Annotated in this window: 27 protein-coding genes and 1 riboswitch; of the genes, 14 read left to right on the forward strand and 13 right to left on the reverse strand. The window is 44.4% G+C overall.

Annotation, left to right across the window (positions count from 1 at the left end):
• Positions 1-77: 77 nt before the first annotated feature.
• A complete protein-coding gene (locus QWZ04_RS05070) occupies positions 78-635 on the reverse strand; it encodes a TMEM165/GDT1 family protein (RefSeq protein ID WP_290325600.1) in 558 nt (185 codons plus the stop codon).
• 94 nt (positions 636-729) lie between these two features.
• Positions 730-847: riboswitch (yybP-ykoY riboswitch) on the reverse strand.
• 148 nt (positions 848-995) lie between these two features.
• On the opposite strand from QWZ04_RS05070, the gene QWZ04_RS05075 reads away from it, so the two are divergent.
• The 3 genes from QWZ04_RS05075 (at position 996) to QWZ04_RS05085 (ending at position 3238) form a co-directional block, all read left to right on the forward strand.
• Entirely contained in the window at positions 996-1151 is a 156-nt protein-coding gene (locus QWZ04_RS05075; RefSeq protein ID WP_290325602.1) for a DUF3012 domain-containing protein, read from the forward strand.
• A 123-nt stretch (positions 1152-1274) separates the two neighbouring features.
• Positions 1275-1619, forward strand: coding sequence for a YajD family HNH nuclease (locus tag QWZ04_RS05080; RefSeq protein WP_290325605.1), 345 nt, complete (start codon positions 1275-1277; stop codon positions 1617-1619).
• 266 nt (positions 1620-1885) lie between these two features.
• Positions 1886-3238 (forward strand): sensor domain-containing diguanylate cyclase, encoded by a 1353-nt coding sequence (locus tag QWZ04_RS05085; protein ID WP_290325608.1) that lies wholly within the window; start codon positions 1886-1888, stop codon positions 3236-3238.
• A gap of 50 nt (positions 3239-3288) precedes the next feature.
• On the opposite strand, the gene QWZ04_RS05090 is transcribed toward QWZ04_RS05085, so the two are convergent.
• From QWZ04_RS05090 to QWZ04_RS05105, 4 genes are all read right to left on the reverse strand, one after another.
• Positions 3289-4167, reverse strand: a complete 879-nt coding sequence (locus tag QWZ04_RS05090; protein ID WP_435433587.1) for an amino acid ABC transporter permease — start codon at positions 4165-4167, stop codon at positions 3289-3291.
• A gap of 187 nt (positions 4168-4354) precedes the next feature.
• Entirely contained in the window at positions 4355-5179 is an 825-nt protein-coding gene (locus tag QWZ04_RS05095) for a transporter substrate-binding domain-containing protein (protein WP_290325610.1), read from the reverse strand.
• Positions 5180-5193: 14 nt separating this feature from the next.
• Positions 5194-5991 carry an amino acid ABC transporter permease gene (locus tag QWZ04_RS05100; protein WP_290325612.1) on the reverse strand — a complete coding sequence of 266 codons (798 nt, stop codon included), beginning with the start codon at positions 5989-5991 and terminating at the stop codon, positions 5194-5196.
• A complete protein-coding gene (locus tag QWZ04_RS05105) occupies positions 5991-6713 on the reverse strand; it encodes an amino acid ABC transporter ATP-binding protein (protein ID WP_290325614.1) in 723 nt (240 codons plus the stop codon). The genes QWZ04_RS05100 and QWZ04_RS05105 overlap by 1 nt, the downstream gene beginning before the upstream one ends.
• Positions 6714-7053: 340 nt before the next feature.
• Between QWZ04_RS05105 and glpT the strand changes: the two genes are divergently transcribed.
• From glpT to QWZ04_RS05155, 10 genes are all read left to right on the forward strand, one after another.
• On the forward strand, positions 7054-8421 hold the full coding sequence (glpT, locus tag QWZ04_RS05110; RefSeq protein ID WP_290325616.1) for a glycerol-3-phosphate transporter: 1368 nt from the start codon (positions 7054-7056) through the stop codon (positions 8419-8421).
• Between the two features lie 181 nt (positions 8422-8602).
• Complete coding sequence (locus QWZ04_RS05115) at positions 8603-9280, forward strand: response regulator transcription factor (protein WP_290325618.1); 678 nt, start codon at positions 8603-8605, stop codon at positions 9278-9280.
• Positions 9281-9389: 109 nt separating this feature from the next.
• The gene (locus tag QWZ04_RS05120) at positions 9390-10634 is read left to right on the forward strand and encodes a sensor histidine kinase (protein WP_290325620.1); all 1245 of its coding nucleotides are present in this window, start codon (positions 9390-9392) and stop codon (positions 10632-10634) included.
• Positions 10635-10835: 201 nt separating this feature from the next.
• Positions 10836-12920 carry a TonB-dependent siderophore receptor gene (locus QWZ04_RS05125; protein WP_290325622.1) on the forward strand — a complete coding sequence of 695 codons (2085 nt, stop codon included), beginning with the start codon at positions 10836-10838 and terminating at the stop codon, positions 12918-12920.
• A 164-nt stretch (positions 12921-13084) separates the two neighbouring features.
• Positions 13085-13849, forward strand: coding sequence for a DUF3450 domain-containing protein (locus QWZ04_RS05130; protein WP_290325624.1), 765 nt, complete (start codon positions 13085-13087; stop codon positions 13847-13849).
• Between the two features lies 1 nt (position 13850).
• The gene (locus tag QWZ04_RS05135; RefSeq protein ID WP_290325626.1) at positions 13851-15185 is read left to right on the forward strand and encodes a MotA/TolQ/ExbB proton channel family protein; all 1335 of its coding nucleotides are present in this window, start codon (positions 13851-13853) and stop codon (positions 15183-15185) included.
• A complete protein-coding gene (locus QWZ04_RS05140) occupies positions 15185-15739 on the forward strand; it encodes a MotA/TolQ/ExbB proton channel family protein (protein WP_290325628.1) in 555 nt (184 codons plus the stop codon). The genes QWZ04_RS05135 and QWZ04_RS05140 overlap by 1 nt, the downstream gene beginning before the upstream one ends.
• On the forward strand, positions 15739-16143 hold the full coding sequence (locus QWZ04_RS05145; protein ID WP_102522385.1) for an ExbD/TolR family protein: 405 nt from the start codon (positions 15739-15741) through the stop codon (positions 16141-16143). Before QWZ04_RS05140 ends, QWZ04_RS05145 begins: the two co-directional genes overlap by 1 nt.
• On the forward strand, positions 16143-16760 hold the full coding sequence (locus QWZ04_RS05150) for an energy transducer TonB (RefSeq protein WP_290325630.1): 618 nt from the start codon (positions 16143-16145) through the stop codon (positions 16758-16760). The genes QWZ04_RS05145 and QWZ04_RS05150 overlap by 1 nt, the downstream gene beginning before the upstream one ends.
• Before the next feature lie 56 nt (positions 16761-16816).
• A complete protein-coding gene (locus QWZ04_RS05155; RefSeq protein WP_290325632.1) occupies positions 16817-17956 on the forward strand; it encodes a tetratricopeptide repeat protein in 1140 nt (379 codons plus the stop codon).
• A 98-nt stretch (positions 17957-18054) separates the two neighbouring features.
• Here QWZ04_RS05155 and QWZ04_RS05160 read toward each other — a convergent pair whose 3' ends face one another.
• Positions 18055-18474 (reverse strand): PPC domain-containing DNA-binding protein, encoded by a 420-nt coding sequence (locus QWZ04_RS05160; protein WP_290325634.1) that lies wholly within the window; start codon positions 18472-18474, stop codon positions 18055-18057.
• A 48-nt stretch (positions 18475-18522) separates the two neighbouring features.
• The gene (locus QWZ04_RS05165; protein WP_290325636.1) at positions 18523-19083 is read right to left on the reverse strand and encodes a DUF2301 domain-containing membrane protein; all 561 of its coding nucleotides are present in this window, start codon (positions 19081-19083) and stop codon (positions 18523-18525) included.
• Between the two features lie 214 nt (positions 19084-19297).
• Between QWZ04_RS05165 and hflX the strand changes: the two genes are divergently transcribed.
• Positions 19298-20635 carry a GTPase HflX gene (hflX, locus tag QWZ04_RS05170; protein WP_290325638.1) on the forward strand — a complete coding sequence of 446 codons (1338 nt, stop codon included), beginning with the start codon at positions 19298-19300 and terminating at the stop codon, positions 20633-20635.
• Positions 20636-20808: 173 nt separating this feature from the next.
• Here hflX and QWZ04_RS05175 read toward each other — a convergent pair whose 3' ends face one another.
• The 6 genes from QWZ04_RS05175 to proV all read right to left on the reverse strand — a co-directional run bounded on the left by QWZ04_RS05175 (position 20809) and on the right by proV (position 26548).
• On the reverse strand, positions 20809-22122 hold the full coding sequence (locus tag QWZ04_RS05175) for a hypothetical protein (RefSeq protein ID WP_290325640.1): 1314 nt from the start codon (positions 22120-22122) through the stop codon (positions 20809-20811).
• A 5-nt stretch (positions 22123-22127) separates the two neighbouring features.
• Positions 22128-22496 carry a DUF2249 domain-containing protein gene (locus QWZ04_RS05180; protein ID WP_290325642.1) on the reverse strand — a complete coding sequence of 123 codons (369 nt, stop codon included), beginning with the start codon at positions 22494-22496 and terminating at the stop codon, positions 22128-22130.
• A gap of 38 nt (positions 22497-22534) precedes the next feature.
• A complete protein-coding gene (locus tag QWZ04_RS05185; protein WP_290325644.1) occupies positions 22535-22966 on the reverse strand; it encodes a hemerythrin domain-containing protein in 432 nt (143 codons plus the stop codon).
• 299 nt (positions 22967-23265) lie between these two features.
• Positions 23266-24273: a glycine betaine/L-proline ABC transporter substrate-binding protein ProX gene (gene proX, locus QWZ04_RS05190; RefSeq protein ID WP_290325647.1), complete on the reverse strand. Its 1008-nt coding sequence runs from the start codon at positions 24271-24273 to the stop codon at positions 23266-23268.
• Position 24274: 1 nt separating this feature from the next.
• Complete coding sequence (gene proW / locus QWZ04_RS05195; protein WP_290325650.1) at positions 24275-25357, reverse strand: glycine betaine/L-proline ABC transporter permease ProW; 1083 nt, start codon at positions 25355-25357, stop codon at positions 24275-24277.
• A gap of 3 nt (positions 25358-25360) precedes the next feature.
• Complete coding sequence (proV, locus tag QWZ04_RS05200) at positions 25361-26548, reverse strand: glycine betaine/L-proline ABC transporter ATP-binding protein ProV (protein ID WP_290325652.1); 1188 nt, start codon at positions 26546-26548, stop codon at positions 25361-25363.
• Between the last annotated feature and the right edge of the window lie 323 nt (positions 26549-26871).

Here is a 26871-nt window from a genome sequence, read left to right on the forward strand (position 1 = left end):
TTGAATCTACTAGAACTATTGTTCGTGTTCGATGAGCCCCTGCTGGTTAGTAGGGGCTATTTTATTTCAAATGAAGCCTATAAGCCCAGCGCCGAACCCACTGCGAGCAGCAAGAATAATACGGCCGTTACCTTGCGAATTAAATTGAGCGGTAGCTTGTCTGCAGAGAACTGGCCTGCCAAAACAACAGGTACGTTAGCCAGCAACATGCCGATGGTTGTACCAAGAATTACCCAAAGAAGAGCATCATGATATTGAGCGCCAAGTACGGTGGTCGCGACTTGAGTTTTGTCGCCAATTTCTGCGATGAAAAAGGCGATGAAGCTCGCAACGAAAGGGCCTCTGTTGGAGACTTTTTCATTCTCGTCTAATTTATCGGGGATCAGTATCCATCCGGCCATGGCGACAAAGCTCACCACTAAGGTCCACTTTAATATTTCAGGGGAGAGGTAGTCGGCCACCATGACACCAAACCAAGCCGCGAGTGCATGATTGAGTATGGTTGCAAAAAATATAGCGGCAATAATGGGAACTGGCTTACGATACCGACTTGCCAATAGAAAGGACAACAGTTGGGTTTTGTCACCAATTTCGGCTAAAGCCACCGAAGTAATGGAGATGAATAATACGCTCACAGTTTTGCTCTTTGGGGCGAGAGTTATTATTAGAACCATAGACAAGCCTACATGTCCCACCCCGGTTCATGCTGGTTTGCCAATGGTCTCGCCAAACTTACACCAGTGTATGTAAGTCATGATCGCCACGAAGATTTTGCTTCAATTATGTTGACGACCATCTTCATCGTATTGTTATGTGATAGAAGAGGCTACTCCCCAAAGGGATGGGGAGTATAGCGGTAAGTGATTTGAAAATTCAAGCGTTACGGCTCAAAGGATTGTTAAATAAGATTTCAGTCTCCATTTTTCTAAGTGGATTTGTTTTTGATTTAGATATCAAATATCGTGAATGAATCACCTAAATATGGAGTAACAGCGATGAAACGGATAGCTTTAATGATGGTTATTGCCTTTGGCCTCTCGGCGTGTGCGGAAGTGGGTAGTGAAGCGTGGTGTAAAGACATGAAAGACACGCCAAAAGGAGATTGGACAGCTAACGAAGCCACGGATTATGCAAAGCATTGCGTCTTCTAGTCTTTTTTTTGCTCATCGTCTACTTCTCCCGTCTTAATGCGTTCGGTAGAGTGGCTTTATAGCAAAGTGATCTATGTTAATATCGACAACAGGTAAAAGATAAATATAAAGAAGGTTGAAGTAATGTCGTCAGATCGCAATGGCACCAGTGCCAGTTATGCTCGTAATGAGAGTGGCTACCGTGATAAAGCACTTAAATTGTACCCTTGGGTTTGTGGTAACTGTGCTCGTGAATTTGTGTACTCGAATCTCAGAGAGCTGACGGTTCACCATAAAGATCATGATCATACTAATAATCCGTCAGATGGTAGTAACTGGGAACTGCTTTGTTTGTATTGTCATGATCATGAGCATTCAAAATATACTGACCATGATCGCTATGGCGCAGACATCCAGCCGGGCCAAGATGACCATGTGCAAGCGACAAACAATCCATTTGCTAACCTAAAAGCCATGATGAAAAAATAATCATGAATAAAGGGCATGAATCTTCGTGCCCTTTATTCAATCTCTTTTCCCACACACCAAGCCTCTTCTCAGTATTGCGATATATAAGTACTGTTTTCGAATCGCTTCGGCCCACATAACACTTTGCTCTCTTCGTATTTTGTGACCGCTACCCGTCAATTAAAAAATGATACTATCAATGGTGAACTAGACTTATTCAGAAGGTTACGATAACGCTCGTTTCTAGTGAATGATGGATCACGTTTGGTAGCGAGGTAATTTACCAGATGAAAAATTGCGGTATTTTCATTGTTTTTTTGCTCTGCTCAGCCCTTTATTCTGCCAACATACCTGCCACCGAAAGAACACTGGTTGTCACCAACTCTGCCACATGGCCTCCGTTCTCTTTTATCAATGAGGAAGGCGAACCTGATGGGATTTTAATTGATCTTTGGAGTCAATTTGGCATAGAAAATGATGTCACCATTGAATTCAAATTAACTCGATGGCAAACCAGCCTTGACCTAATTAGAGAAGGGAAAGCCGATGTACACGCGGGCCTATTTGAGTCCGAGCAAAGGCGAGAATATATGGATTTCTCTTCTACTATTAACGTGCCTTTGGCAACGCGTTTGTTTGTGTCCCATAAGCTAAAGGTGAGCAGCGTAGCAGAGCTTGCTGGAGTTCCGGTTGCAATAACGGACGGTGGGTTTGAGCAAAATCACATGGCAAAGCACTACCCAAGTATTGAGTTGGTACCATATTCAAACAGCACCGATGCCATTCAAGCCGCTGTTGATGGTGAGGTACTGGCCTTTATTAGTGATTACCCCGCTGCAATGTACTATTTACATCAGTGGAGTACACCTGAAGATTTTTATGTTGTAGAAACCCTTTATCGTGAAAACTTAAAGGCCGCCGTTCCCCTTGGAAATAAAGCGACACTAGAATTTGTCAATCAAGGCTTAGATTCGATGCCCACTGGAGATTTTAACCGCATCGTTAATAAGTGGATGCTACCGGAATCTCGGATTCCAACTTGGCTGATGCCATCGTTAATTTTAGGTATGACAGCCTTCATTTTAGTCTCGTCTCTAGTGTACATCGCCGTCTTAAAACGGCAGGTGAAATCTCGTACTGAAGCGCTAGAGCTTATATCGATTACCGACAGCCTCACAGGGCTTTTCAATCGTAAAAAAATTGAAGATCAGGTTGAACATGCCAAATTAGAGACGTTAAGCTCTGGCGTGCCATTTGCCCTTATTTTGATCGACATAGACCATTTCAAGTTGGTGAACGACAGTTTAGGGCATCTCATGGGGGATAAGGTACTCAAGCTACTTGCGGATCTGTTTAAAGATAACTTAGCCGTGAACGATAGTATTGGCCGTTGGGGTGGAGAAGAGTTTCTATTTGTTTGTTCTGACTGCACGTTAGAGGCTGCATTACTTAAAGCTGAAAGCTTACGAAAAGCGATAGAACAGTATGATTTTGGTATCGGCCCTAATGGATGTACAGCAAGCTTTGGTGTTACTGAAATTTCAAAACAAGAAGCCGTAGATGACGCATTTCGTCGAGCTGATGAAGCTTTGTATCAGGCGAAGCGAAATGGTCGTAATCGGGTTGAAAGCGTATTCTAGAATTAACGTTGTTCGCGCGAATGCTCGCCGATTAAGTGATTGCATCACCGCTAATTATGGTTGTGTTGGCTGGTGCGATTTTCCAACCAACCAAACCCTAGTGACAAGCTAAGACAAAGTAACAAATAACAGAGGCCCACAAACAACCAAATTTCAAAAATCAGGCCAGATGAATTAGCCATCTCTGTACCTACAAAGGTTAATTCTTGAATGGATATTAAGGCGACGATAGAAGAGTCTTTAACCAGTGAAATAGTTTGCCCTGCCAATGTTGGCGTAATAGCTGAAAGTACTTGTGGCGCAACGACATAGCGATACTTAGACCAAGTAGATAGGCCGAGCGCATCTGCAGCTTCCCATTGTCCTTTAGGGACACCGGCCAACCCAGCACGCACAACTTCTGCGATATAAGCAGAGGAGAGCAGGCCGATACAAAGCACCCCAGATACCAAGTTTTCCCATATGTTAGCAGGACCAAACAAGGCTGACTGAATGGGGTTAATCTCACCGTTGTGATCGCGAAGCAGTGCATCTAATCCAAGTAAAGGAATGAGCTGATTTGAGATGAAAAAATAGAAAATGAACACGAACACTAAGGGCGGAATATTGCGTATTAGTTGAATAAACGCGTTGGCTGGAATTTTAAACAGTGAAATGCCAGAAAAACGAGCCACACCTAGCGCTGTACCTAGAACGAGAGCGAGCAGCATGCCCCAAGCACTCAATCTCAGTGTTGATAGCAAGCCTTGAAAGAAGTATGGCAAGCTTCCATCGGAGCGCGGGGTAAAAATGAGGTCAATAGCATCAGACCATCGCCATTGATATTGGATCCCTATTGACCAGCGTTGGTATAGCCATACTGAACCGATAGCGAGGGCGACGATCAGTACCAAATCAAGCCATGTCGGCTTCCAGTTTATGAGCGACAATCGACTAACGGTAGTATTTAATGGCTTTGTGTTGTGCTTGCTGGTGGTTAGATCGTCCAAAATTTTCCTATTTGCGGTACTGATGATGGCTATATGTTTTCTGTTAAACAGGTATATCGAAGCGCTTATTTAAGTGATCACTTATACAAACAACGACAAGTGTAAATAAACGCTTCAATTCACGAGTTTATTGGCCTGCGGCTATCTGCTGTTGCCAGTCTAGCGTTGAGAACCAATACTCGTATCGTTCTGCTAACCATCCGTCTGCGGTTCTGGCTTCAATCCAGTTGTTGAAAAACTCGGTTTTGTCGTCTTCACCCAGTCTCACTGCAAAGGCTTCATTACCTTTTGATAAACGTTCAGTAAACGGAATAAACAATTTATCTGAGTTCTTCACCGCTTCGTGTTCTGGCTTTGGGCTAGAGGCAATGACGGCATGAGCATTGCCATTCAATACTTCTTGGAACGCTTGAGCATCGTCATCAAATTGAAGGATCTTGGCTTTAGGAAATGTTTCTCTTGCAACTTGAACAGTGAATGCACCGCGGCGGGCAGCAATTTTTATGCGGCGAGAGTTGAAGTCACTTGGAGAGCTAAAACCCTCGGCGAGTGTTTTGTTAGCCGCGACTTGAACACCAGAATGTGAGTAAGGGGAAGTGAACAAGACGCTTTTAGCACGCTCAGGTGTAATTGACATTCCGCCAATGATAACGTCAAATTTCTTCGCCAGAAGCGCAGGAATAATGCCGTCCCATGCAGTTGGAACAAACTCTACTTTCCAGCCTGAATCTTGCGCCAGACGTTTAGCAACATCAATTTCGAAACCGATTAAATCACCTTGCTTATCACGCATGGCCCAAGGAACGAACGTGGACATGCCAACTCGTAGTGTGCCGCGGTCAGTGATTTTATCAAGGTTAGGTGTTTCGCTCGCAAACGTGGGTAGTGCCATCGTAGCGCTTAAGATTACCCCAACGGCGGCTTTAAATGCCGATTTTGGTATTAGCTTCATGCTGATTTACTCCATTATTGTGTGCGCCATTGAGCGCCGAGTTTGTGTTCCATCCAAGCCGAAAGCCCAGATAGGGTTAGCGTTAGTAGCAAATAAATTGCGGCGACGGTAAACCAAATTTCGAAAGGCATCGCGGTTTCTGAAACAATATTTCGCCCCTCAGTGGTCAGGTCGAAAATGGCCATTACGCTGACAATAGACGAGTTTTTGATCAACGATACCACTTCGTTAGTCAGGGGCGGCAGCGTTCTTTGTAGCATTTGAGGTAAAATGACGTCTCGATAAGTTGAAAACGAAGATAGCCCCAACGATTTAGCCGCTTCAAATTGACCTTTTGGAATACTGTTAAGTCCGGCACGAAAAACTTCAGCGGTATAAGCACCTTGAAATAACGCTAGTGCCAAAATGGCCGTAGCGAATCGATCTAACCCAATCATTGGTCCAAAAACAAAATACAGCAAGTAGATCTGAACTAATAAAGGCGTGTTCCGAATCAATTCAATGTAGAGACGAGCGAGCGCTCGGCCAACAATAGAGTTTGATAAGCGTAACAGAGCCGTCGCTAATCCTATGATTAAGGTAGCGATTAAACTGAGAAATGAAATATGAAGCGTAACCAACAGCCCCTCTAATAATTCAGCAGGCCACCATTCATCATCTTCAAAGAACGCGATAAAATCGGGCACTCGATCCCATTGCCACTGATATTGCATGGCTTCGGCGCCCGATTGCAGTAGCCAGGCTATCCCGATAACTAACAGAATAATTTGCAGTAAGGCAGATAAAACAGGCTTAAGAATTTTCATCGGCATCAGTAGCTTAAAATCTGCTGTAAAAAGGCTTGTGTACGTTGGTGCTTCGGTTTTTCGAATAACGTTTGTGGTGTCGCACTTTCAATGATTTCACCCTCATCCATAAATATGACTTTGTCGGCGACCTTTTTCGCAAACCCCATTTCATGAGTGACGCACATCATGGTCATACCATCCGAGGCGAGCTCGGTCATCACATCAAGAACTTCATTGATCATCTCCGGGTCTAAAGCGGATGTTGGCTCATCAAACAATAAGATTTGAGGCTGCATACAAAGTGAACGCGCAATCGCGACTCGTTGCTGTTGGCCACCAGACAGTTGAACGGGGTATTTATTTGCTTGTTCGATAATTTGAACACGGTCGAGGTAGTGCAACGCTTGCTTTTCGGCTTCTGCCTGTGAAAGGCCAAGAGTACGTCTTGGCGCAAGAGTAAGGTTGTCTAGCACCGATAAGTGTGGAAAGAGATGAAAGTGCTGGAATACCATGCCAATGGTCCCAGGCTTCAGCTGTTTGGAATTTGGCCTATGGCCGAATACGTCCAATTCACCGGAATTCAAGCTTTCTAGGTCATTAACACAGCGTATCAGGGTTGATTTTCCAGAACCCGATGGGCCACAAACCACCACAATTTCACCTTTGGAAACCGTTAAGTTGATGCCTTTCAGCGCTTGAAAATTGCCATACCATTTGTCGACGTTACGAAACTCTATTGCATTCATAGAGATAGGCGAGCCATCTTTGTAATTTTTATTACTAATACCATAGCAACATCGTGACTTTATTGCATCTTATTCTCCTGATATTCATGCTCTTCACAGGCGATGAGGAGTGGATGTTTCGAATGATGAATATTTTGATTGAAATCGAACATTTATATTTCAACATAATTGGTAACTAACAGACTAATTTTTGTAATAAAAAATTAATAATTTAACGATTGTGTCACGGAATTATTCAATAAAACGAGCAAAAATACTCTCGAAATGCATTCGTTCGAAATAATAATCTATTCATTCGAACTCATTCTATAATAATTAAGATAATAACAAGAGGTCTGTTATGTTTGGTATCTTCAAACCCAAACCGCACCTTGATCGGCTGCCTGCTGATCAAATTGGCGCTACCTACACTCGACTCCGTTGGCAATTGTTTCTCGGCATTTTTGTTGGTTATGCTGGTTACTACCTAGTTCGAAAAAACTTCAGTTTAGCGATGCCATATCTCATTGAACAAGGATTTAGCCGAGGTGAGTTAGGCGTGGCTTTGGCGGCCGTTTCTATCGCGTATGGGTTGTCCAAGTTTTTAATGGGCAGTGTCTCTGATCGCTCCAACCCTCGGTATTTCCTCAGTGCTGGCCTATTAATGTCGGCTGCGGTTATGTTCTGTTTTGGCTTTATGCCATGGGCAACGGGCAGTGTAGCAGCAATGTTCGTTCTACTATTCCTAAACGGTTGGTTTCAGGGAATGGGGTGGCCTGCGTGTGGACGAACTATGGTTCACTGGTGGTCTCGTAAAGAACGGGGAGAGGTAGTCTCGGTATGGAACGTTGCCCACAACGTGGGCGGTGGCTTAATTGGGCCAATGTTCCTACTTGGTCTTTGGGCGTTCAACGATGACTGGCGTGCTGCTTTTTATGTGCCTGCATTTTTCGCTACGTTAGTCGCCATTTTCGTTTGGTTTACGGTGCGTGATACTCCGCAATCATGCGGTCTTCCTTCAATTGAAGAGCACAAAGACGATTACCCTGATGACTATAAAGAAGAACACGAACAAGAGATGACCGCGAAGGAAATTTTCTTTAAGTACGTATTCTCCAATAAACTTCTTTGGTCGATAGCGATTGCAAACGCCTTTGTTTACTTGATCCGTTATGGCGTGCTGGATTGGGCTCCGGTTTATCTAAATGAAGCAAAACAATTCACGGTAGACAAATCTTCTTGGGCTTACTTCTTGTATGAGTGGGCCGGTATTCCAGGAACGCTATTGTGTGGTTGGATATCTGACCGATTATTCAAAGGACGCCGAGCTCCTGCGGGTATCTTGTTTATGGTACTGGTGACTGTCGCGGTACTTGTGTACTGGTTTAACCCTGCAGGTAACCCTATGGTTGATATGGCAGCGTTAGTTGCGATTGGCTTCTTGATCTACGGGCCGGTTATGTTGATAGGCCTTTATGCACTTGAGCTTGCACCGAAAAAAGCGGCAGGTACTGCGGCAGGTCTGACTGGGTTATTTGGTTACTTGGGTGGCGCTGTTGCAGCAAATGCGATCTTGGGTTACACCGTAGATCACTTTGGTTGGGATGGGGGCTTTATGGTCTTAACCGCTTCTTGTGTTTTGTCTGTCGTGTGTCTGATTTATGCGCATTTTGGTGAGAAAAAACATCATGAAGACAAACAGAAAAAGGCGGAGGAAGCACTGGCTTAGTCTTGATCTGAGCGAGAATGAAATTGCTGATTTTTCGGCAAATTGAAATCAAATAAAGCCAGAGGTGAGATCGGCAAGATCGAATACCTCTGGCTTTTTTGTTTATAGTCATTGAAGCATCACTTAAAACTAGAATAGAATGCGAATAATTTGTATTAATCATTAGATTTAGAAGTTAAACATGTCCCGTATTCTGGTTATAGATGATGATGTACCCCTGTGTGAATTATTGAATGATGTGCTGCTTGAGGAAGGCTATGACGTCCATTGCTGCCATTGCGGTGAATCTGGGTTGGCCTATATGCAGTCTTACCCGGTTGACTTAGTACTCCTTGATGTCATGTTGCCTAACATAGATGGCATGCAAATGGCCCGTAGGATTTGCCAGCGATTCGCTACCCCAATACTCATGCTGACGGCGCTTAATGATGAAAATACAATGATGGATAGCCTTCAAGCAGGGGCTGATCATTACATGCCAAAACCTTTTCAAGTGCCGGAGTTGCTAACAAGAATGACCGCCATGCTACGCAGGGTCGGGTTAGAGAAACAGCGCCAAATGGTGGTGAATGAATCCCCTAAGCATACAGCCCATCGTGGGTTTGCGGATCAGCTCACTGGTTTGCCCTTAACCGGAACGGAAGTTGACTTACTAGAGTACCTTCTTAACCGAAAAGATATTGTCGTTTCTAAAGCTGAGTTACAGCTAAAAGTGTTGAAAAAAGATCTTAGCCCGTTTGATCGTAATTTAGATATGCATATCAGCAATATTCGTCGGAAATTGGTGCAAGCAGGGTTGCCAAAACAGGTTATAAAAACGATTCGTGGTAAAGGGTACAGTTTTGTTGAGTCGGTTTAAGCGCCTTTTATGGCCGAGAACAGAATCGTTAGCAGCGCGGCTCTTTTCCTATTTCGCCATTATCTTGCTGTTGATCTTAGGTGCGCAGAACTTAGCAGAAAGAGCGTTGATGAAAGCACTGCTTCAAGTGCCAGATAATGTCCAAATTGATATGCGGGCTTTGGCCGTAGAAGCCGAAGAGCGGTTACAACAAGGGGATATGCAGAAATTAGCCGATTGGGAGCGAGCTCAAAGCTATTATCTGTTTGTGTTGGATGAGAAGCACAATGCGCTCAGCGGCCGTGAAATGCATCCGCACTTTAAATTTAAGCTGCGGTTCATTCGTCGGCTAGATACCACATTGCAAGATCGGGTCAATCAACCGATCATTTCAATGCCGCTCAGTGATAAGCGTCAGTTGGTAATTCAGTTTCCTCACGCAAAGCATCCGGCGCACTTTTATCGCTATTACTTTGGTGCAAGCCAAGTCGTGATCGCTATTTTGATACTCAGTGTGTTTTCATTGTTACTGGCCCGCTATCTGCAAAAACCGTTGTCTCAATTGCAAGTGGCTAGCCGTCAACTTGCAGACGGCGATTATCATGTACGAGTCGAAGATGTCGTAGGCAAAGATGTGGCTGAATTTGCCGAGCTTGCAAAAGACTTCGATAATATGGCTTTTCGGATTGAAGAAATGGCCGAAAAACAACGCCGCTTAATACGTGATGTGTCTCATGAATTAAGAACGCCATTAGCTCGCCAGAATCTAGCATTGCATTTGGTGCGAAAGAGGATTCCCGTTGAACTGCACCCTCTAGCGGATCGATTAGGCCGTGAATCTGACGTGATGAACGAGCTTATTGACGAGATCATGGAATATAGCAAATTGGAAATGGCGACTTATGTGCCTAGGCTAATGCCGTTGCAGTTAGATGCTTTGGTGTCTCAGTCTGTGTTGGACGTGTCATTATTAAAACACGGTTCGCAAACCATCATCAATGACATACCAAATGACCTACCGATTATTCTCGCCGATGAGCGACTGATGCTGCGAGTATTGGATAATTTATTAGCCAACGCCGTGAAATATGCTGGTGAAAACGCGAAAGTGGTGATCTCTGGGGACGTTATCGGTGAACAGGTGATCATGCGAGTGGAAGATGATGGGCCCGGCATACCCAATACACACTTAACTAACATTTTTGACCCATTTACTCGGTTAGAACAAGCACGAGATAAGCAGTCCGGAGGATATGGATTAGGGCTTTCAATTGTAAAGGAGTCTATGAGGGTGATGAAAGGTGAAGTGTGCGCGGAAAACAGGGAACCATCAGGGCTTAGTGTAACTCTATCTTTTTATTCGCAAAAATCTTAATTTTTTGAGTAGTTAAAGGTATTTACAGTCGCGTTCAAGTGCAAAGAATGTAAATTTAACTGCAAGTGATAACTATTATCAATACTATTCGCAGCATAAATCGAGGTGGCTTAGCAAAGTTACCCTTAATGTTGCTTTCTCTTCTTAGCTAGCCCGAAAGGCGCTGGTAATTTGGAAGAGGTTTATTGGAGATAAAGGATTATGACTTCTAAAAGTCAATTAGCGGTACTTATCGGTGCCATTTTGTCAGCGCCTGTTGCGTACGCAGAAACGAACACTGCAGATGAGCACATGGTCGTTACAGGTCGTGATCACGGCTACAAAGCGGATACCAACACCACCGCAATGAAAATTGAGGCCTCTCAGTTAGAAACCCCAGGACAAGTTGCCGTTATCGATGAGCAAATCATTGATGAGCAGCGTGCAAGCACGCTAGGCCAAGTTCTTGCAAACGATGCAAGTATCGGTGCTGGTGGTAATAGCCGTAACCGTGAGCGCTTCAATTTACGTGGTTTTGATTTGCAAGTATTGCGTGACGGTCGTAAGCACTGGTCTCACTACAAGCAACCCATTGAACTTTTAGAACGTGTTGAAGTATTAAAAGGCCCATCAGGTCTGTTATACGGAACTTCAGCTCCAGGCGGCATGGTAAACATGGTGTCTAAAAAGCCAACTTACGAAACTCAAGTGAATGTTAGCCAAGACCTAGGTTCTAATAACCACTCACGTTCCGTTGCTGATGTAAGCGGTGCGTTAAATGACGAGCAAACGTTACGTGCTCGCGCTGTATTATCAAAAATGACTGAAGATTCGTGGCGCACATACGGTGACGGCAGCACACACTCAACAGAGCGTGTTGTTGGTGGCCTATTTGTAGACTACGACATCAATGATGATGTTACTTTGTCGCTACACTACGACAACACATACGACAAAGGCAACGTAGATTCAGGCGCTTTCGTGGTTGATGGCAAAGCGGTTAACGGTCGTGAGCACATTTGGGATGCGCAATGGTCTACCATTGAAAACCGTTCTGAGAACATTGGTTTTGATGTGAATGCACAGCTTAACGATACTTGGGCGCTAACGACTGGCTTTAACTACCAAGACTTCAATCGTCAAGATATCGAGAGTTTCCCTAGCTTATCGAACGTTAACCCAGATGGTACCGGTACGGTGACTCACGGTGGTTCAGATCGTAAGGACCATTGGGTACATCAAACAGGTTATGTTGACTTCGTCGGTAATTTTGATGCGCTAGGCGTATCTCACCAGATGCTTGTTGGTGCCAACTGGTTGGGTTATACCTATGACAGAAACCAAACTAGCTTCAATAAATCTATTGTCGGAGCGAATGATCCAGTACCAACACCTACGCCAAAAGCTGGTGCACCTAGAATTTCACATAGCCACTCAGATTCTTATGGTGTTTACGTTCAAGACATGGTGACGTTTAACGACCAATGGCAAGTGTTAGCGGGTGCTCGTTTTGACGAAACGCGCAGTAAAGGTCGTAAAGATAACGCGGTATCACCTAAGCTCGCTGCGATTTATCATCCTGCAGAGAACGGTTCTTTATACTTAACTTATGCTGAAAGTTTTGAGCATCAGGGTGAAGTATCGGGCAGTGAGTATGTGAACGATGGCCAACAGCTTGATCCTCGCCGTGGCAAACTCTACGAGCTTGGTACTAAGTGGAATTTGCTTGAAGATAAGTTGTATTTAACCGGTGCGTTATTTGATATTACAGAAGAAGGTCGTACGTTCAAAGAAGACGCTGGTAATAACATGTACAACCTAACGCAAGCAGGTGAGCAAAATCACCGTGGTGCGGAAGTGTCTGCACAAGGTTTTGTGACTGATAAGTTCTCTGTTAGCGCTTCTGCTATGTACATCAATGCGGAATATGTGAAGTATCAAGATTATCGTGGTAATGACTTATCCGGCAACCGCCCAGCAGACGTACCAGAGTACACTGCAAGTGTTTGGACTCGTTATAACTTCGACAATAATACAGACGCCAACTTAGGTGCGGTGTATGTTGGCGAACGTTATGGTGATGCTGCAAATACCTTTAAGAAAGACGGTTACACACGATTCGATTTAGGTGTTGCACACACTCACAACTATGATGAAAATCTAGATATCATTGCTCGCTTCAATGTTGAGAACCTATTTGATACCGAATACTTCGGTGGTGGCGGCTCGAAAGATGGCGCGGGTTATAAAAATGTCGTAGTCGGTGAAGGCCGTAACTTCATGGCATCAGTTCAATTGCGCTATTAATCGGCAGTTGAGTTAAAAATAAGGAGAAAGCGAGAGCTTTCTCCTTATTGTGGTTTTAATGATATTGATTTTCATTTAAAGTAAGTGTGTTTAATGGCGAACACTCATCCGTTCCCCATATTTTTGTTTCTTATTATTCTAATTTTTTGTTTAAGAGTCTAACCATGAAAGGATTTAAGCCTTGGTCTGCGTTGCTTGCAATGCTGTTTATCACCTCAGCTCACGCCGATAAATTGGATGATGCGCGAGCGGTTGAAAATAAAATCAACCGTGAAGCGGCAACAAGCCAAAAGAACATCAATGCCAGTGCAGACAATACCTTGTCTATGAAGGCCGAGATTGAGCAGCTGCAAGAAGAGGTAAAAAATCTAACGGTTTATCGTGATCACTTAGCCCGATTGGTTGCCAATCAAGAACAAGAAAGTGACAGCTTGTCTATGCAAATAGACGGCATCAAGCAAACAAGACAAGGCCTAGTGCCGTTAATGTACGGCATGATCGATGGCTTAAAACAATCCGTCTCTCAAGATAAACCTATTCGATTGGCACAGCGATTAGAGCGTGTAGAAAAGCTAGAAAATATGATGTCACAAGCCGATATCAGTGATGCAGAAAAGTATCGCCGTATTTTAGAGTCTTACCAAATCGAATTAGACTATGGCATTAAGCTAGGGACTTATTCCGCTGTGTTGACCTCATCGGATTCAACAGAGCTTGAAGCAGACATGCTGTACCTAGGTCGTCTCTCTTTGGTGGCTCGCAGCCTCGATGGTAAACGATACTGGGTGTGGAAAGACAACACCAAGCAATGGCAGGAGTTAGATAAAAGCTTCGGTTCAGACATAGATAAAGCCTACGCCATTGCCAATAAACAAATTGCACCAAGCCTGTTGACCTTACCGCTGTCTGTTATGACGGAGGGCAAATAATATGACTCTTTCTAAATTTACCATCTCACTGTGTTTACTGGCTTTCTCATTTAATGGTTTCGCAAGTAATGACTTATTGCAAAAAACGCAACAAGCCCATAAAGAGCAGAAAACCCATAACAAGCAACGTGAAGCGGGTTTCTCTCTGACGGAAGCGCAGTTTAACGAGCAGCGTCAAAAGTTACTGGCATTACGTGAAAACCTGCAAACGGAAACCAATCAGCTGAGCGAACAATTTTCTCAGAATGAACAGACTCTTGCTGAACTTGAGCAAAAGCTGAGATTGGAAACAGGCAGCTTAGGTGAGTTGTTTGGCGTTGTTCGCCAAAGTGCTAAAGAGCTTTCGGTAGAACTTGGTCATTCAGTAACGGCCATTGACCGCCAACAATATACCCCGCTAATTGATGATATCGTGGCTGCTAAAGCGCTTCCGTCGTTAGATCAGCTAACCGGTTTATGGCGTGCGATTGAAGAGCAAGTCAGCGCGAGCAAAGAGTTAACTCAAGTCGATGTGACATACGTTAACGGTGAAGGCTATACCTCTAGCGAACAAGCTTACCGTTTAGGCAGTTTGGGTCTTGTTGATTCAACAGGCTACATTAATTGGGACGGTGCGCGAGGCGTAGCAAAACCTTATCTTAAGCAACCGAACAACGGCCCTACAGCGGCTACCTTAGTCGGTGACAATACGGGAGCCATAGTACTTGACCCTTCTCGTGGCATCATGTTGGAACAAGTTGCCAATGCTCCAGAATTAAAAGACCGTTTAGAACACGGCGGTGTGGTAGGCAAAATCATCCTTGGCTTATTGGCATTAGGTATTGTGATTGCTCTCTATCGTGGTGCGGTTCTATTGTATGTTCGTCAGCAAATTCGCTCACAGCTTAAATCACCGTTTACGCCAAAAAATAACCCATTGGGCCGCGTGTTAGCGGTATACGATCAAGAGCAGAAGCGCAGCGTAGAAGCGTTAGAGCTTCGTTTACTTGAAACCATTGTCGATGAGCAGCAAGGCTTAGAAAAAGGCCTGTCGATGCTGAAACTATTGGCCGCATTAGCACCTATGCTGGGTCTGTTAGGAACCGTGACGGGTATGATTGAAACCTTCCAAGTGATCACTCAGTTTGGTAATGGTGACCCTAAAGTCATGGCTGGTGGTATTTCGATGGCGTTGGTAACAACCGTGTTAGGTTTGGTTTCAGCCATGCCAATGCTATTAGCTCATAATATCTTGAGCACTCAAGCCGAGAATATTCGTAACATCCTCGAGAAGCAAAGCATCAGCTTAGTGGCCGAGCAAGCCGAAAAAGCTGACCAAGTTGAAAAGGCCGCGTAATGGATTGGATGTTGTCAAACTTGACCTCATCAGAGCTGGTAGCCACATGGTTGGACTCCTTAAGCCATTTTATGGATCAAGGTGGGCCAATCTTGTGGTGGCTATCATGTGTGGTTGGCGTGTGCTGGTTGTTAATCGTCGAGCGAGTGTTGTTTTTGACGGTGAGCTTCCCAAAACAAAAATCGACATGGATTACGTCTTGGAACGTACGTGACGATAAAAGCTCTTGGTACGCGATGTCTATTCGTGAGGGGTGGTTAAGTGAAGCTCATATAGCCCTAAACCAAAACTTAAATTTGATCAAAGTTTTGGTGGCCATTTGCCCAATGATGGGGTTACTTGGCACCGTGACAGGCATGATTTCAGTGTTTGATGTAATGGCGACTCTGGGTAGCAGCCAGCCTCGCTTAATGGCTGCGGGTATATCCCTTGCGACCTTGCCGACCATGGCCGGCATGGTGGCAGCACTTGCGGGAATGTTTGCTCACGCTCGGTTATCAAAAGCCTGTAAATGGCGTGAAATTAAATTAGAAAAACAGTTAAGGAGCCGATGATGAGACTAAATCGCCCATCTTCTGCTAAAGAAGAAGCACAAATTGACATGACTTCGATGCTGGATATCGTTTTTATCATGTTGATCTTTTTCATTGTAACCAGTTCGTTTGTGCGAGAATCCGGCGTTGAAGTTAACCGACCTCAAGCGAGTAATGTTGTCAGCCAAAAAGACGCCGGTATTTTTATTGCCATCACTTCTAGCAATGAAATTTACATTGATAAACGAGTCGTTGATGTTGAGCGAGTACAAGCAACGCTAGAGCACCTATTATTAGAGCAACCCGATGCTTCTTTGGTTATTCAAGCCGATGAACATGCTTATAACGGCACGGTCGTTAAAGTGATGGATGGGGCTAAAGGCGCTGGTGTGAAACGCATCGCGTTGGCGGCGGAGAAAGGCTAATGCTGCGATTATTCATCGCGTTGCCTTTCGCTGCGGCAATTGCATTGAGTTTGTTTACCTTCATGGCATGGATGGTTGATAACGGTCATCAGCGAGCGGCAGATAACGAGTCTCCCCTTGCATTTGATGTCGTGATGGTAGAAGAAGAGCGTGAAGCGCAAAGAAGGCAACGAAGTGTTCCTGAAAAACCGAAGACTCCACAGCCTCCAGCAGCAACCACGCTAAAAACCAACGTCGCACAAACGGCGACGCCACCGATGCCTGCGATGCCGGATTTGTCTTTGCAAGGAGTGAATCAAGGGCTTGCGATTAATTTGCCCCAGTTTTCTGACTTTGGTTCTAATCAACAAGCGATGCCATTGTATCGCGTTGAGCCGCGTTATCCGTCAAGAGCTTTAAAGAAAGGAGCTGAGGGCTATGTGCTGATGTCATTTACCATTGATAAAACAGGCAGACCAACCGATATTACGGTAGTTGAAGCAAAGCCAAGACGTCTGTTTGAAAGAGAAGCGAAACGCGCTCTGCAAAAATGGAAGTATCAGCCGAAAGTTGTGGATGGTCGAGCGATCGCTCAAATTGGACAAACCGTGAAATTGGAGTTCAAAATAAGCCAATGATGAAGAGTATATTTGCCGTACTAATAGCGGGCTGTGTGTCGTTTTCTAGCGTGAGTATGGCACAGCAACTAACTCGCTATAATGCGAATAAAGTCCAGCAAGCTCATGAGCTTCAGCAAGAGGACAAAATTCAGCAAGCCATTGATATTTTGGCACAGCTTGAGCCTACTAAAGAGTACGATAAAGCATTTGTACAACGCATGCTGGGTGTATTTTACTGGCAAAATGGTGAGACTAACCAAGCGATTAAGCAACTCACGGCTGCGGTTGAAAGCGGAAAGCTGCAAGACTCGCAAGCTTGGGTCACGCAAAAAATGTTGGCCGATATTTTGTTATCTACCGAATCGTTCAAACAAGCCTTACCGCACTATTATCAGCTTGTAAAAACACGACCAGAATCAGAACCAGAATTACAGCTATGGCTTCGAATTGTGCAGGCTCATTATAGTCTAGAACAATGGAGCAAAGTGCTTACGGCGATGAAGTCTTACGAACGTGTGCAAAAGCAAGATGACGTACAACCTCTGACGATTAAGCTTGGCGCTCAGATGCAACTTAAGCAGTGGAAATCGGCGTTGCCGACGTTGCAAAGACTCATTACTTTACAGCCAAGTAAACTAGCGTGGTGGCAACAAACTGCAGGCATTCAGCTTCAGTTAAAACAATATAAGCAGTCGCTAGCAACCCTTTCATTAGCGAAAAGACAAGGGATAAAGCTACCTGATCAAGACTTACGAACCATGGCGCAGCTTTTTGCTCAACAAGGTGTTCCGGAGCAAGCGGCATTAGCTTTAGCGCAAGTAGATTCAGCTAAAACAGACGCTAAGTTACTCGCAGACCAAGCTAATTATTGGCAAATGGCGAAAGAGTGGCAAACAGCGACACAATATTGGGCGTTGGCGGCGAAATCGAACAACAAATACCGTTGGTCTTTGGCACAATTGTTATTGCAAGAAGGGCAGTACCGACAAGCGCTGGTTGAGCTGGAAAAAGTCTCTGGTAAAAAACACCCGGTTGAATTAGCAAGAGTAAGAGCCTACTACAAGCTAGAAGAAGTGGAACAAGCTCTAATTCATGCAAAGCGCGCTCATGCACTTAAAGCCAGCAATGAAAGCAAAGGCTGGATTCAGTACTTGTCTCAGCTACGCACAATGGAAGATAGCGATCAGGGTATCGGCCATCTGACCGCGAGATAGAGTTTCCGCTTAAAATGACATTAACGAAAAACGCTCGTAATGTGAATTACGGGCGTTTTTTGGTTTTGAACCTCTTGTTCTTTGGCTCTATCCCACAATTAGATATTGAGCTTAGAAGCGCTTTTATCGGCAATCACCAATTCTGTATAGCCAGTTGCATCATCGAATTCGCGTGAGAACGCTAGCGTAGGGTAGTGATGGATGACCAGCTCACCTGTGGTATCGATCAAACTGCCCTCCAGTAAATGGCCTCCGAAAACTCTACCCTTCGTGTCAGCGACTGAAATGTGAATGTGCTGATGATTAGGCGTTAACGTGCCCATTAACGAGACGATTTCTAGCGGTTCATTAAGCTGTAAGGTTTTCTCTGCACCAGCCAGTCGCAAGTTAACTGAATACAAACAACCCACACAAGACGCGATACTGCCAGCTTGGATATTTTCATCGGTTACTATCTTAGCAATCGATGTTTTAAGGTCTGCGCCGTTTGTTAGTCTTGTCGCGATTGGCATTAGCATAGCTTGTTTCCGTTGTCAGTCATTGGTTATTGGTTAAGTTCGAGTTGGTCAGATTTCATAGTTGGCTTTATTGCCAATATCAAAGTGCAAGGGCATTCGCCACTTTTGAACAGAAAGGTACAGCATAATTGTTCCCGCAATAGCAGAGCAAATCATCATACCTTGCCAATATTCAAGCATTACAAATAAGGTGTTTAATGCCAGTAAAATTGGCACAAGTTTGAGGCCATAGACGTTAAAGCAAAATGATTCTTTGAGGGCAATGCCTGAAAAAGTAACGAATATAAAACCTAAAGCAAGCCAGTAAACGCTGCTTTGTATACCACACAGCATGATCAGTAAACCAAGCCACGCTGACCAGACGATAATGGCTCTTACGTGTTTGTTATACACATGCAGGTTAGCCGCTGAGAGTGCACATGAAATACACATAACGAAGATACTTGCCCACTGCACGGAATCAGGTAGTGAAATGACCCCAAGTTTATTTGATGCCACAAGTGAGCAACACAGCAAAGCCAGTGAAAACAGAGTAATCCCAGAACGGTAAAGGCAGACGCTGAGTTGGTCTAGTTTATCTAATTTTTCTTGATGCTCTGTGTTAGCCATTGTCTATTCCAATTGATTCGTTGTGGGTATTCTAACAGTGATGTAGCAGGTGTTCGGATGTTTTGCTCTACATTGACGAATTTATGGTGCCAATAATGACATTATCGGTATTTAGTCTTAGGTTGCTCTATAAAGCTGATCGATAACAGCGTAGGATCACACTACTTTAGACTCAATACTAGGTCAGCACTTCGGTGCATAAACATATTAAATAATGAAACTAACAGCAAAAGCATCCCTAAATAACGCGTTACTTATTTCTATTACCACACCGGAATTTAAAGGTGATGAGGCGAAAGAGTCTCTCGCTGAACTTGCTCGTTTAGTGACAACCCTAGGGTTTAAAGTGGTTGGAACTCAGTCGCAAAAGCAGAGTTCAACACAAAATCTTAATGTCCTAGGTGTCGGTAAGATGGCGGAAATCGCCCACCTAACGGGTTATCAAGGTTCTATAGAAGAGGAAGAATACGACGAGTTTTTTGATGAAACGGATTTTTCCGACCTTTCAGAAGACGATTTACCTTCTTCACTTGCTGATGTTGTGGTGTTTGATTGTGATTTAAGCCCATCTCAGTTGCGTAATGTCGAAAGTCATTTAGGCGTAGAAGTGTTTGACCGTACCGGCATCATTATTGAAATATTTAGCCGCCATGCACGCACTCGCACGGCGCGCCTGCAAGTTGAAATTGCTCGCCTTAATTACTTAGTTCCACGATTGCGTGAGTCTGCAAGTGGTGATAAAGAACGCCAAATGGGGCAGGGTGCTGGTGAAACCGCGCTAGAGCTCGATCGCCGTAATGTACGTGACCAATTAGCCGCTCTAAAGCGCGAATTGGTGAGTGTACAGAGTGAATTGAAGAATCGCCGTACACAAAGATCAGAGCTGTTTTGTGTTGCTTTGGTTGGGTATACCAATGCGGGTAAATCCTCAATGATGCGTGCCATGACGGCAACAGAAGTGGTCGGTGAAGACAAACTGTTTGCCACTCTTGATACCACAGTGCGTGCACTGCAGCCTATTACTCAGCCGCGAATCTTAGTTTCAGATACCGTTGGCTTTATTAAAAAGCTTCCTCACGACTTAGTTGCTTCGTTTCATTCTACGTTAGCAGAAGCGCACGATGCGTCATTGTTACTGTATGTTGTTGATGCCTCTGATCCGTCATTCCGTGCACAACTTGATGTTGTCCATGAGGTGCTAGGGCAAGTTGGCGTAGAAGGCAGCGAAAAACTCTTGGTACTGAATAAGTCAGATCGCTTGAGTGAAGAACAACGACAAGCATTGCTGGAAGAGTTTCCTGATGCAATGCTAACCTCTACTCGCGATCCTCTTGATATCAAAAAGCTGCACAAATACATTGTGGGCGTTGCTGAACAAGGCATGATCGAAGAAGAGATTATAGTGCCTTATACGGCCAATGGCATAATGGGCGAGATACGTTCTAGCATGAGTGTGACGAAAGAAGAGTACGATTATGAGCATATTAAACTCACGGTACGCTCAAGCGCGATTGATTTGGCAAGGCTGAAAAAGCGTATGAAGAATCTTTAGAGTATGTATCGTGGCTAAATATGCCTTTAGCTTAATCGCCACTATATAAGTGTTCTGAAAACCAACAAACCTCGATGATTCATCGAGGTTTTTCATTTAGCGGCATTGATTTCGTCCTATCGTTTAAGCGTTAAAACGGAATCCTTAACGAAAGGTTCCTAATTGTAGGTCTATCACTCACCTCGCAACTTATCTCTATATTCACGATACTGCGTGATGGCTCCATAGAGGTTATACGCAATACCAAGCCAGTTAACTGCAAAGGTTAATGCCATCAAGGGAGTTGTTATGGGGAGGACCAAAGCCATCCATAGCGAGAGAAGCAATATTAAATAAGAATAAAATTGTCTCTTCATCCTAACTCGGCTGATCAGTTGATAGTGATCGGGTAATGGGATCATTGCCATTGGGTTTTTCATCATGAGTCTTTGTAAGTGCAAAGAAATCAGGAAGGGCACTATCTTAAGTAACATGCCTTGGATAATGGCTAACACAAACCCAAAGCCAAATAGAAAACCTAATAATACTTCTAATTTAGTTTGAAGTATCAGTGTCCACGCGGGTTTAGCGACGGGCAGTATCAACCATAACAAGAGAGCGCATGCCAACATCAAGTTAGTTAAACCAATTTGCCAATAGTTGATGACGACATCGGGCAATTTACGTTTACGTTTGGTCAGATGTTTTAGGGTGATGAGGCAATATAACAAGACAGCAGTAATGCATAGTAGCCATCCTCCAAGCCCAAGTAGGCTCCCCCCTAACGTATCACTTAATGCGTCAAAACTGGCAACAACTAACCCGATAACGAGCATGATGATTACAGAATTTCGACACTTTTTACCAAACGCTGGGGTAACGTGGAACATCGGAATGACTTGAAAACTCACCGCCATGACCAACAGTATTATCCAGCCAAAGCTACCAAAGCCAGCATGCAAATTTGTCAGAGCTTTTCCTGCAGTAGGAGAAACACCCCACAGGTAACCACCGAGTAGAACCAACCCAATGATGACTAAGCTCACGAACGCCAAGACTGCCAATAAAATAGGCATACGGGTTTGCTCACCTTTTGCTTGTGTGATCAATAACCAAGCCAGTGTCAGGGCGAAGTAGCCAAGGCTGAGCCCGAGCAACACAAAAGGGAGCAGAAAACTCAGCCAACCGAGAAAGGCGGCCGCTAAAGCGAGAACGCCGCTGGCGAAGGTCGCGTGGAACAGATGAAGCTTCCAGCCAGTAATCGGAATGGCGGCGCCACATAAGACGGGCATTACTTGAAATAGTGATCCAATCATGACCATTGCCATCACGCCCAGAGCAATCAGGTGAGTGATGGCAAGAGTGGCTGGCATCCAACGGCTGAGCCAAAGGGTTTCGCCGTGCAGTGCAATTAACATGGCTGCCAATAATGCAAAGACAGGTGCGGTTAGGTAAAACCGAATCGGGGATGAAATCGCTGGAATGGCGTCAAAGTTAAGGCCGGTCATTCTCATTACTTGTCATGCTCGCTGCTGGATTTGTGATTGCCTAGTTTTTTAAGTGCCAGTTTTTCAAGATCTAGTTTCTTAAGATCTCGTTGGTCTTTCGAGCGCGAGTTAAGAGACAAGTGTTCAGCCAAGGCTTTGGCTTTGCTGTCTTTAAGCTGCCAAAAGTAAATCTGATAATGAGAAGAGGTGATCTCGTCACAAAAGTAGTCAAAACGTCCGGCGAGCATGTCGAATAACGGAAAAGGGATGCGTCGGTGCTTAACCGACACTACTTCGCCATTCGCCAGTTTCTGTAGAGCGGCCGTGATCAGTTGCATTGGCTGCGGTGGCTCCAATTCACTGACATCTAATGATGTTACCTGCTGTAAATCCATTCCGGCCTCATCGTTTGTTTTATCAATAACGAAATGACTTATTGAGCTTTCATCTTATCAACGATCTCTGCACTGTTGTTAAGGTGGCTATCTGTCATTGGGTAGAGGATTTGCTCTTCTTTCATGTTGTGTTGCTGAATGAAAATCATGATGCTTTCACTGCTGCCCATTGCACGCTCAATGTCTTGTTGCTCAATGGCAGCCGCCATTTGTTGCATCATTGCTTTAACTTGAGCATGCTCTTGTCGCATCACCATGGTTGGGCCTGCCGTCATTCCTGTTTGTTCTTCAAAGGCTGGAAACAAGATCTGTTCTTCAAGATCAAAGTGATGAAGGGTTTCTTTTTCAAACTGTGCCCATTGTGTCGCAAAGGCTGCCCAGTCTTTGTTCGCTAACATAGCTTCAGCTTCTACCAGAAGGTCGTCGCATGTTTTATGGTGCTGAGTCATGAAGCCTTGAATTGTTGCCATGATGGATTCCTCATTACAGATGTCGTTACCTTCATAATATCGGTCGGAATAAGCCAAGACTATGCCAATAAAGGGGTAGTTCCACCTTGGTTTGATTTACATCATTATTTACCAGTAAAATTGTTAGGGTTTTATCCATGTTAAATATCTATTTAATCGTATTTCAATGTTGTTTAGATAGTTGCTTTCTATGAGTAAGAATGAATAGGAATTGATTTGGTCTTGTATAAAAATGAAGGCCAGTAGAGGGGCTACTGGCCTATGAAGGATTGTCTAAAAAGGAACGTCTTTAAAAAGAACTAAAGCGCTGCCTTTTTTGCCTCAGCAACCCAAGAGTTGAATAAGTTTTGGTTTGCTTTTATCCAGCCGTTTACGTGAGATTCAATATCCGAAGAGCTGTTTTTACCTTTGCTCATCATCATATTCTGTGCGCTGACATCATTGATGTTTAGCTTGATGATTTCGAACAGTTTTGCTGCTGAAGGATTTTGCTCAGCAAAGGCCTTGTTTGCGATGATTCGCATCGAGTTCATTTCAAAACCGTAGTTTTTACCGTTAGATAACGTGGTATCTACGTTTTTACGCTCACCGGGTAGAGCAGAAAACGGCACTTCAAGCCAAACCACATCTTCATTAGGAACGAGAACACCACTTACCCAGTATGGGGTCCAAGTATAATAAAGGATCGACTCGCCATTCTTATAGCGGGAAATGGTATCAGCAATGATAGCGGCGTAGTTACCTTGGTTGTGAGCAACAGTGTCGCGCAATTTATAGGCGGATAATTGTTCTTCGATGACTAATTCACAGCCCCAGCCAGGGTTACAGCCAGTCAGGTCTGCTTTTCCATCACCATCGGCATCAAAAAGTTTTGCAATTTTAGGATCGTTTAGTTGGCCGATATTGGTGATGCCGTATTTGTCGGCAGTTTTTTTATCGATGAGGTAGCCTTGAGCGGCGCCGCTGACGTATTGGCCTTGACGGTAAAACTTGTCGTCACCGCCAGACATGGTGTATTTGTCTGCATGTAGAGGGAACCAACCAACGGCAAGGAAAGTAGCATCACCTTTTGCTATCGACGTATACCCCACGTTGTAATCAACCTCTTTGGTTGGTTGAACGTCATAACCCAGAGCTTCCAATGCGCGATTGACGATCAGCGTTTGGAACGTTTCTTCTGCCACTGTCGATTGAACAGGTTGAACTTTGACGCCTTCACCGGGTAACTTCTCTGCCCAAACGTTAGACGACATTGCCAAGCAGGAAACGGCGCTGGTGGTTAAGATTCTCTTCCATGAATGATTCATTTTATTTCTCCGTAATTTTGGTGATGTTGGGTTGTCTTTTGTTCTTTGCAAAAATGGTGAGTAAAATCGATACTGGCCCCGTGTGGTACCAGCGTAGTTTCGTGTTACCTGCGTTAATGCCTAATACTTGAGTAATTCGATCTAGCAGGATGGCAAGAATCACAATGCCTAACCCGCCGACAGCAGCAAGGCCCATATCCAGTCGGCCAATACCGCGTAAGACCATTTGACCTAGGCCGCCTACCGCAATCATTGACGCGATGACAACCATAGAAAGTGACAGCATTAATGTTTGGTTCACGCCCGCCATAATAGTCGGTAGCGCAAGGGGTAATTGAATACGATAGAGCATCTGTTTGCGGCTGGCACCAAACGAATGGCCGGCTTCGATAAGCTCTTCGGGAACTTGTTGGATGCCAAGTATGGTTAGGCGAACAACGGGAGGTAGGGCAAAAATGATGGTTACCACGACACCAGGCACGTTACCAATACCGAATAGCATGACGATAGGGACTAAATAGACAAATGCCGGGGTGGTTTGCATGGCATCGAGGATGGGGCGGATAAATTTGGCTGCGGTGTTACTTTGTGCAAGCCAAATACCGAGTGGTAGCCCTATCAATAAGCAAAAGAACACCGATGTCATGACTAAAGAGAGGGTGACCATTGCTTGAGACCAAGCGCCAATTAAGCCAATAAATATCAGTGACGCGGCGGTCGCAAAACCGAGGCGGAGATTAGAAAATTGCCACGCTAGCATAAATAAAATTAGCAGCATGAAGGGTGACGGCGTAGAGACCAGAGCGGTTTCGAAGGTGGTGAGGATGAAGTCTATCGGCACTCGAATGGCTTGGAATACGGGACGGCCATGTTCAACCAGCCAATTTAATCCGGCTTCGACCCAAGTATCGACGGGTAATATAGCTTCTTCAAACGGATTCATGATATCGAACGGTTTGGTTTCAACGACTTCGCTATTGAGCCAGTCTGCTGAAGCGGGCGTCTCTGTTGATTGACCCCATGGGTCACTTTGTTCAGCCGCTGGTTGTGACCATGGATCATTATTGGTTTGTTCTGATGACATTGTCTATCCCTTGTCTAGCGTCTGAAGCAGTCGTGATTTGGTCACAACACCAAAATAATTGCCATCTTCGTCCACAACTGGAACGGAGTAGGGCACGCTAGCGACATCACCTAATATGTCGTTGATTGGTTGGTTCGGCTTGATTGTTAAACCTTCACTAAGCTCGGCACTAGCAAGAGACAATCCGTCTTTGTGGGCTTGGCGTAATGAATCCATAGAAACGATGCCCGAATAACGACTGGTTTTTTCTACCACGATGCCGTATTCCCGATCGTTGTCCATTAAGATTTGTAAGGCGGATGCCGGGCCGTCATGTTCTGATTTCTTAAATACGGCGGCTGGTTTTTTACGGGCAATGTCTTTTGCGGTGAGAACATTGGCGACATTGACTCCTCGGAAGAAGGCTTCAACGTAATCATTTGCAGGGTTACTTAAAATATCGTCAGGGGTGCCAACTTGAACCACTTCACCGTTTTGCATGATGGCGATGCGATCGCCTATTCTCATGGCTTCATCGAGATCATGGGAAATAAAGACGATGGTGCGTTTGTCGTCATTTTGTAGGCGTATAAGCTCATCTTGCATTTCAGTTCTGATCAGAGGATCAAGGGCTGAAAAGGCTTCGTCCATTAATAGGATATCTGGATCGCAAGCTAATGCTCGGGCAAGGCCAACACGTTGTTTCATACCACCAGATAACTCATCAGGATAAGACTCTGAGTATGCGCTTAACCCGACTCTCTCTAATGCACTAAGAGCACTTGATTTGCGCTCCTCTACTTCTACATCAGCCAGCTCTAGGCCAAAGGCTGCATTCTCGATAACAGTCATGTGCGGCATGAGAGCAAAGTTTTGAAATACCATAGAGATGTTGTTGCGGCGAACCTGGCGTAACTCTTGTTCTGAGATGTGAGCGATATCTTTGCCACGTAGAAGCACGTTGCCTTTGGTTGGCTCTATAAGACGATTGAGTAGGCGAACTAAAGTTGACTTGCCTGAGCCTGATAACCCCATTATGACGAAGATTTCGCCTTCTTTGATGCTGAGAGAAACATCATTAACACCGATTGTTAGGCCTGTCTGGTTAAACACTTTATCTTTGTCTGCGCCTTGTTCAATCATGGTAAATGCGCGATCAGTGTCTTCTCCAAACACCTTGTACAGTCCCTTAACTTCCAGTATGGGGGCCATGTTTTTAGTCCTTATAGGGCTTTGTTTAATTTAATAATGATTAGTGCTCTAAATAATCGAACACTAATTATCAAGGTTCATATAATTTGTACTGGTAAGAATGAATATGAATGTATTCTTACCAGTTAAGCAATGAATGGGTTTATTGGTATGTTTTTTCGACGTTTTTTGATTGGTTTCGATCGTTGGGGGGTTGTCTTGTTAATGCGTCAGAGTGTGGTTTATATTTACATGACGATGCATTTTTATGGTTTTTTTGTAAATAATGCTTTGTGTCCGAATGTTTTCACCCTCCTGACCTAACTCGTGACGAGGCTAACGTC

Source organism: Vibrio tapetis subsp. quintayensis, assembly GCF_030409945.1.
Taxonomy (GTDB): domain Bacteria; phylum Pseudomonadota; class Gammaproteobacteria; order Enterobacterales; family Vibrionaceae; genus Vibrio; species Vibrio quintayensis.

Bases quoted from the DNA above. Each gene is read 5' to 3' on its own strand.
- QWZ04_RS05075 (WP_290325602.1), top strand. From the start codon at position 996: ATGAAACGGATAGCTTTAATGATGGTTATTGCCTTTGGCCTCTCGGCG.
- QWZ04_RS05080 (WP_290325605.1), top strand. From the start codon at position 1,275: ATGTCGTCAGATCGCAATGGCACCAGTGCCAGTTATGCTCGTAATGAG.
- QWZ04_RS05085 (WP_290325608.1), top strand. From the start codon at position 1,886: ATGAAAAATTGCGGTATTTTCATTGTTTTTTTGCTCTGCTCAGCCCTT.
- QWZ04_RS05095 (WP_290325610.1), bottom strand. From the start codon at position 5,179: ATGAAGCTAATACCAAAATCGGCATTTAAAGCCGCCGTTGGGGTAATC.
- QWZ04_RS05100 (WP_290325612.1), bottom strand. From the start codon at position 5,991: ATGCCGATGAAAATTCTTAAGCCTGTTTTATCTGCCTTACTGCAAATT.
- QWZ04_RS05105 (WP_290325614.1), bottom strand. From the start codon at position 6,713: ATGAATGCAATAGAGTTTCGTAACGTCGACAAATGGTATGGCAATTTT.
- glpT (WP_290325616.1), top strand. From the start codon at position 7,054: ATGTTTGGTATCTTCAAACCCAAACCGCACCTTGATCGGCTGCCTGCT.
- QWZ04_RS05115 (WP_290325618.1), top strand. From the start codon at position 8,603: ATGTCCCGTATTCTGGTTATAGATGATGATGTACCCCTGTGTGAATTA.
- QWZ04_RS05120 (WP_290325620.1), top strand. From the start codon at position 9,390: ATGAAAGCACTGCTTCAAGTGCCAGATAATGTCCAAATTGATATGCGG.
- QWZ04_RS05125 (WP_290325622.1), top strand. From the start codon at position 10,836: ATGACTTCTAAAAGTCAATTAGCGGTACTTATCGGTGCCATTTTGTCA.
- QWZ04_RS05130 (WP_290325624.1), top strand. From the start codon at position 13,085: ATGAAAGGATTTAAGCCTTGGTCTGCGTTGCTTGCAATGCTGTTTATC.
- QWZ04_RS05135 (WP_290325626.1), top strand. From the start codon at position 13,851: ATGACTCTTTCTAAATTTACCATCTCACTGTGTTTACTGGCTTTCTCA.
- QWZ04_RS05140 (WP_290325628.1), top strand. From the start codon at position 15,185: ATGGATTGGATGTTGTCAAACTTGACCTCATCAGAGCTGGTAGCCACA.
- QWZ04_RS05145 (WP_102522385.1), top strand. From the start codon at position 15,739: ATGAGACTAAATCGCCCATCTTCTGCTAAAGAAGAAGCACAAATTGAC.
- QWZ04_RS05150 (WP_290325630.1), top strand. From the start codon at position 16,143: ATGCTGCGATTATTCATCGCGTTGCCTTTCGCTGCGGCAATTGCATTG.
- QWZ04_RS05155 (WP_290325632.1), top strand. From the start codon at position 16,817: ATGGCACAGCAACTAACTCGCTATAATGCGAATAAAGTCCAGCAAGCT.
- QWZ04_RS05160 (WP_290325634.1), bottom strand. From the start codon at position 18,474: ATGCTAATGCCAATCGCGACAAGACTAACAAACGGCGCAGACCTTAAA.
- QWZ04_RS05165 (WP_290325636.1), bottom strand. From the start codon at position 19,083: ATGGCTAACACAGAGCATCAAGAAAAATTAGATAAACTAGACCAACTC.
- hflX (WP_290325638.1), top strand. From the start codon at position 19,298: ATGAAACTAACAGCAAAAGCATCCCTAAATAACGCGTTACTTATTTCT.
- QWZ04_RS05175 (WP_290325640.1), bottom strand. From the start codon at position 22,122: ATGACCGGCCTTAACTTTGACGCCATTCCAGCGATTTCATCCCCGATT.
- QWZ04_RS05180 (WP_290325642.1), bottom strand. From the start codon at position 22,496: ATGGATTTACAGCAGGTAACATCATTAGATGTCAGTGAATTGGAGCCA.
- QWZ04_RS05185 (WP_290325644.1), bottom strand. From the start codon at position 22,966: ATGGCAACAATTCAAGGCTTCATGACTCAGCACCATAAAACATGCGAC.
- proX (WP_290325647.1), bottom strand. From the start codon at position 24,273: ATGAATCATTCATGGAAGAGAATCTTAACCACCAGCGCCGTTTCCTGC.
- proW (WP_290325650.1), bottom strand. From the start codon at position 25,357: ATGTCATCAGAACAAACCAATAATGATCCATGGTCACAACCAGCGGCT.
- proV (WP_290325652.1), bottom strand. From the start codon at position 26,548: ATGGCCCCCATACTGGAAGTTAAGGGACTGTACAAGGTGTTTGGAGAA.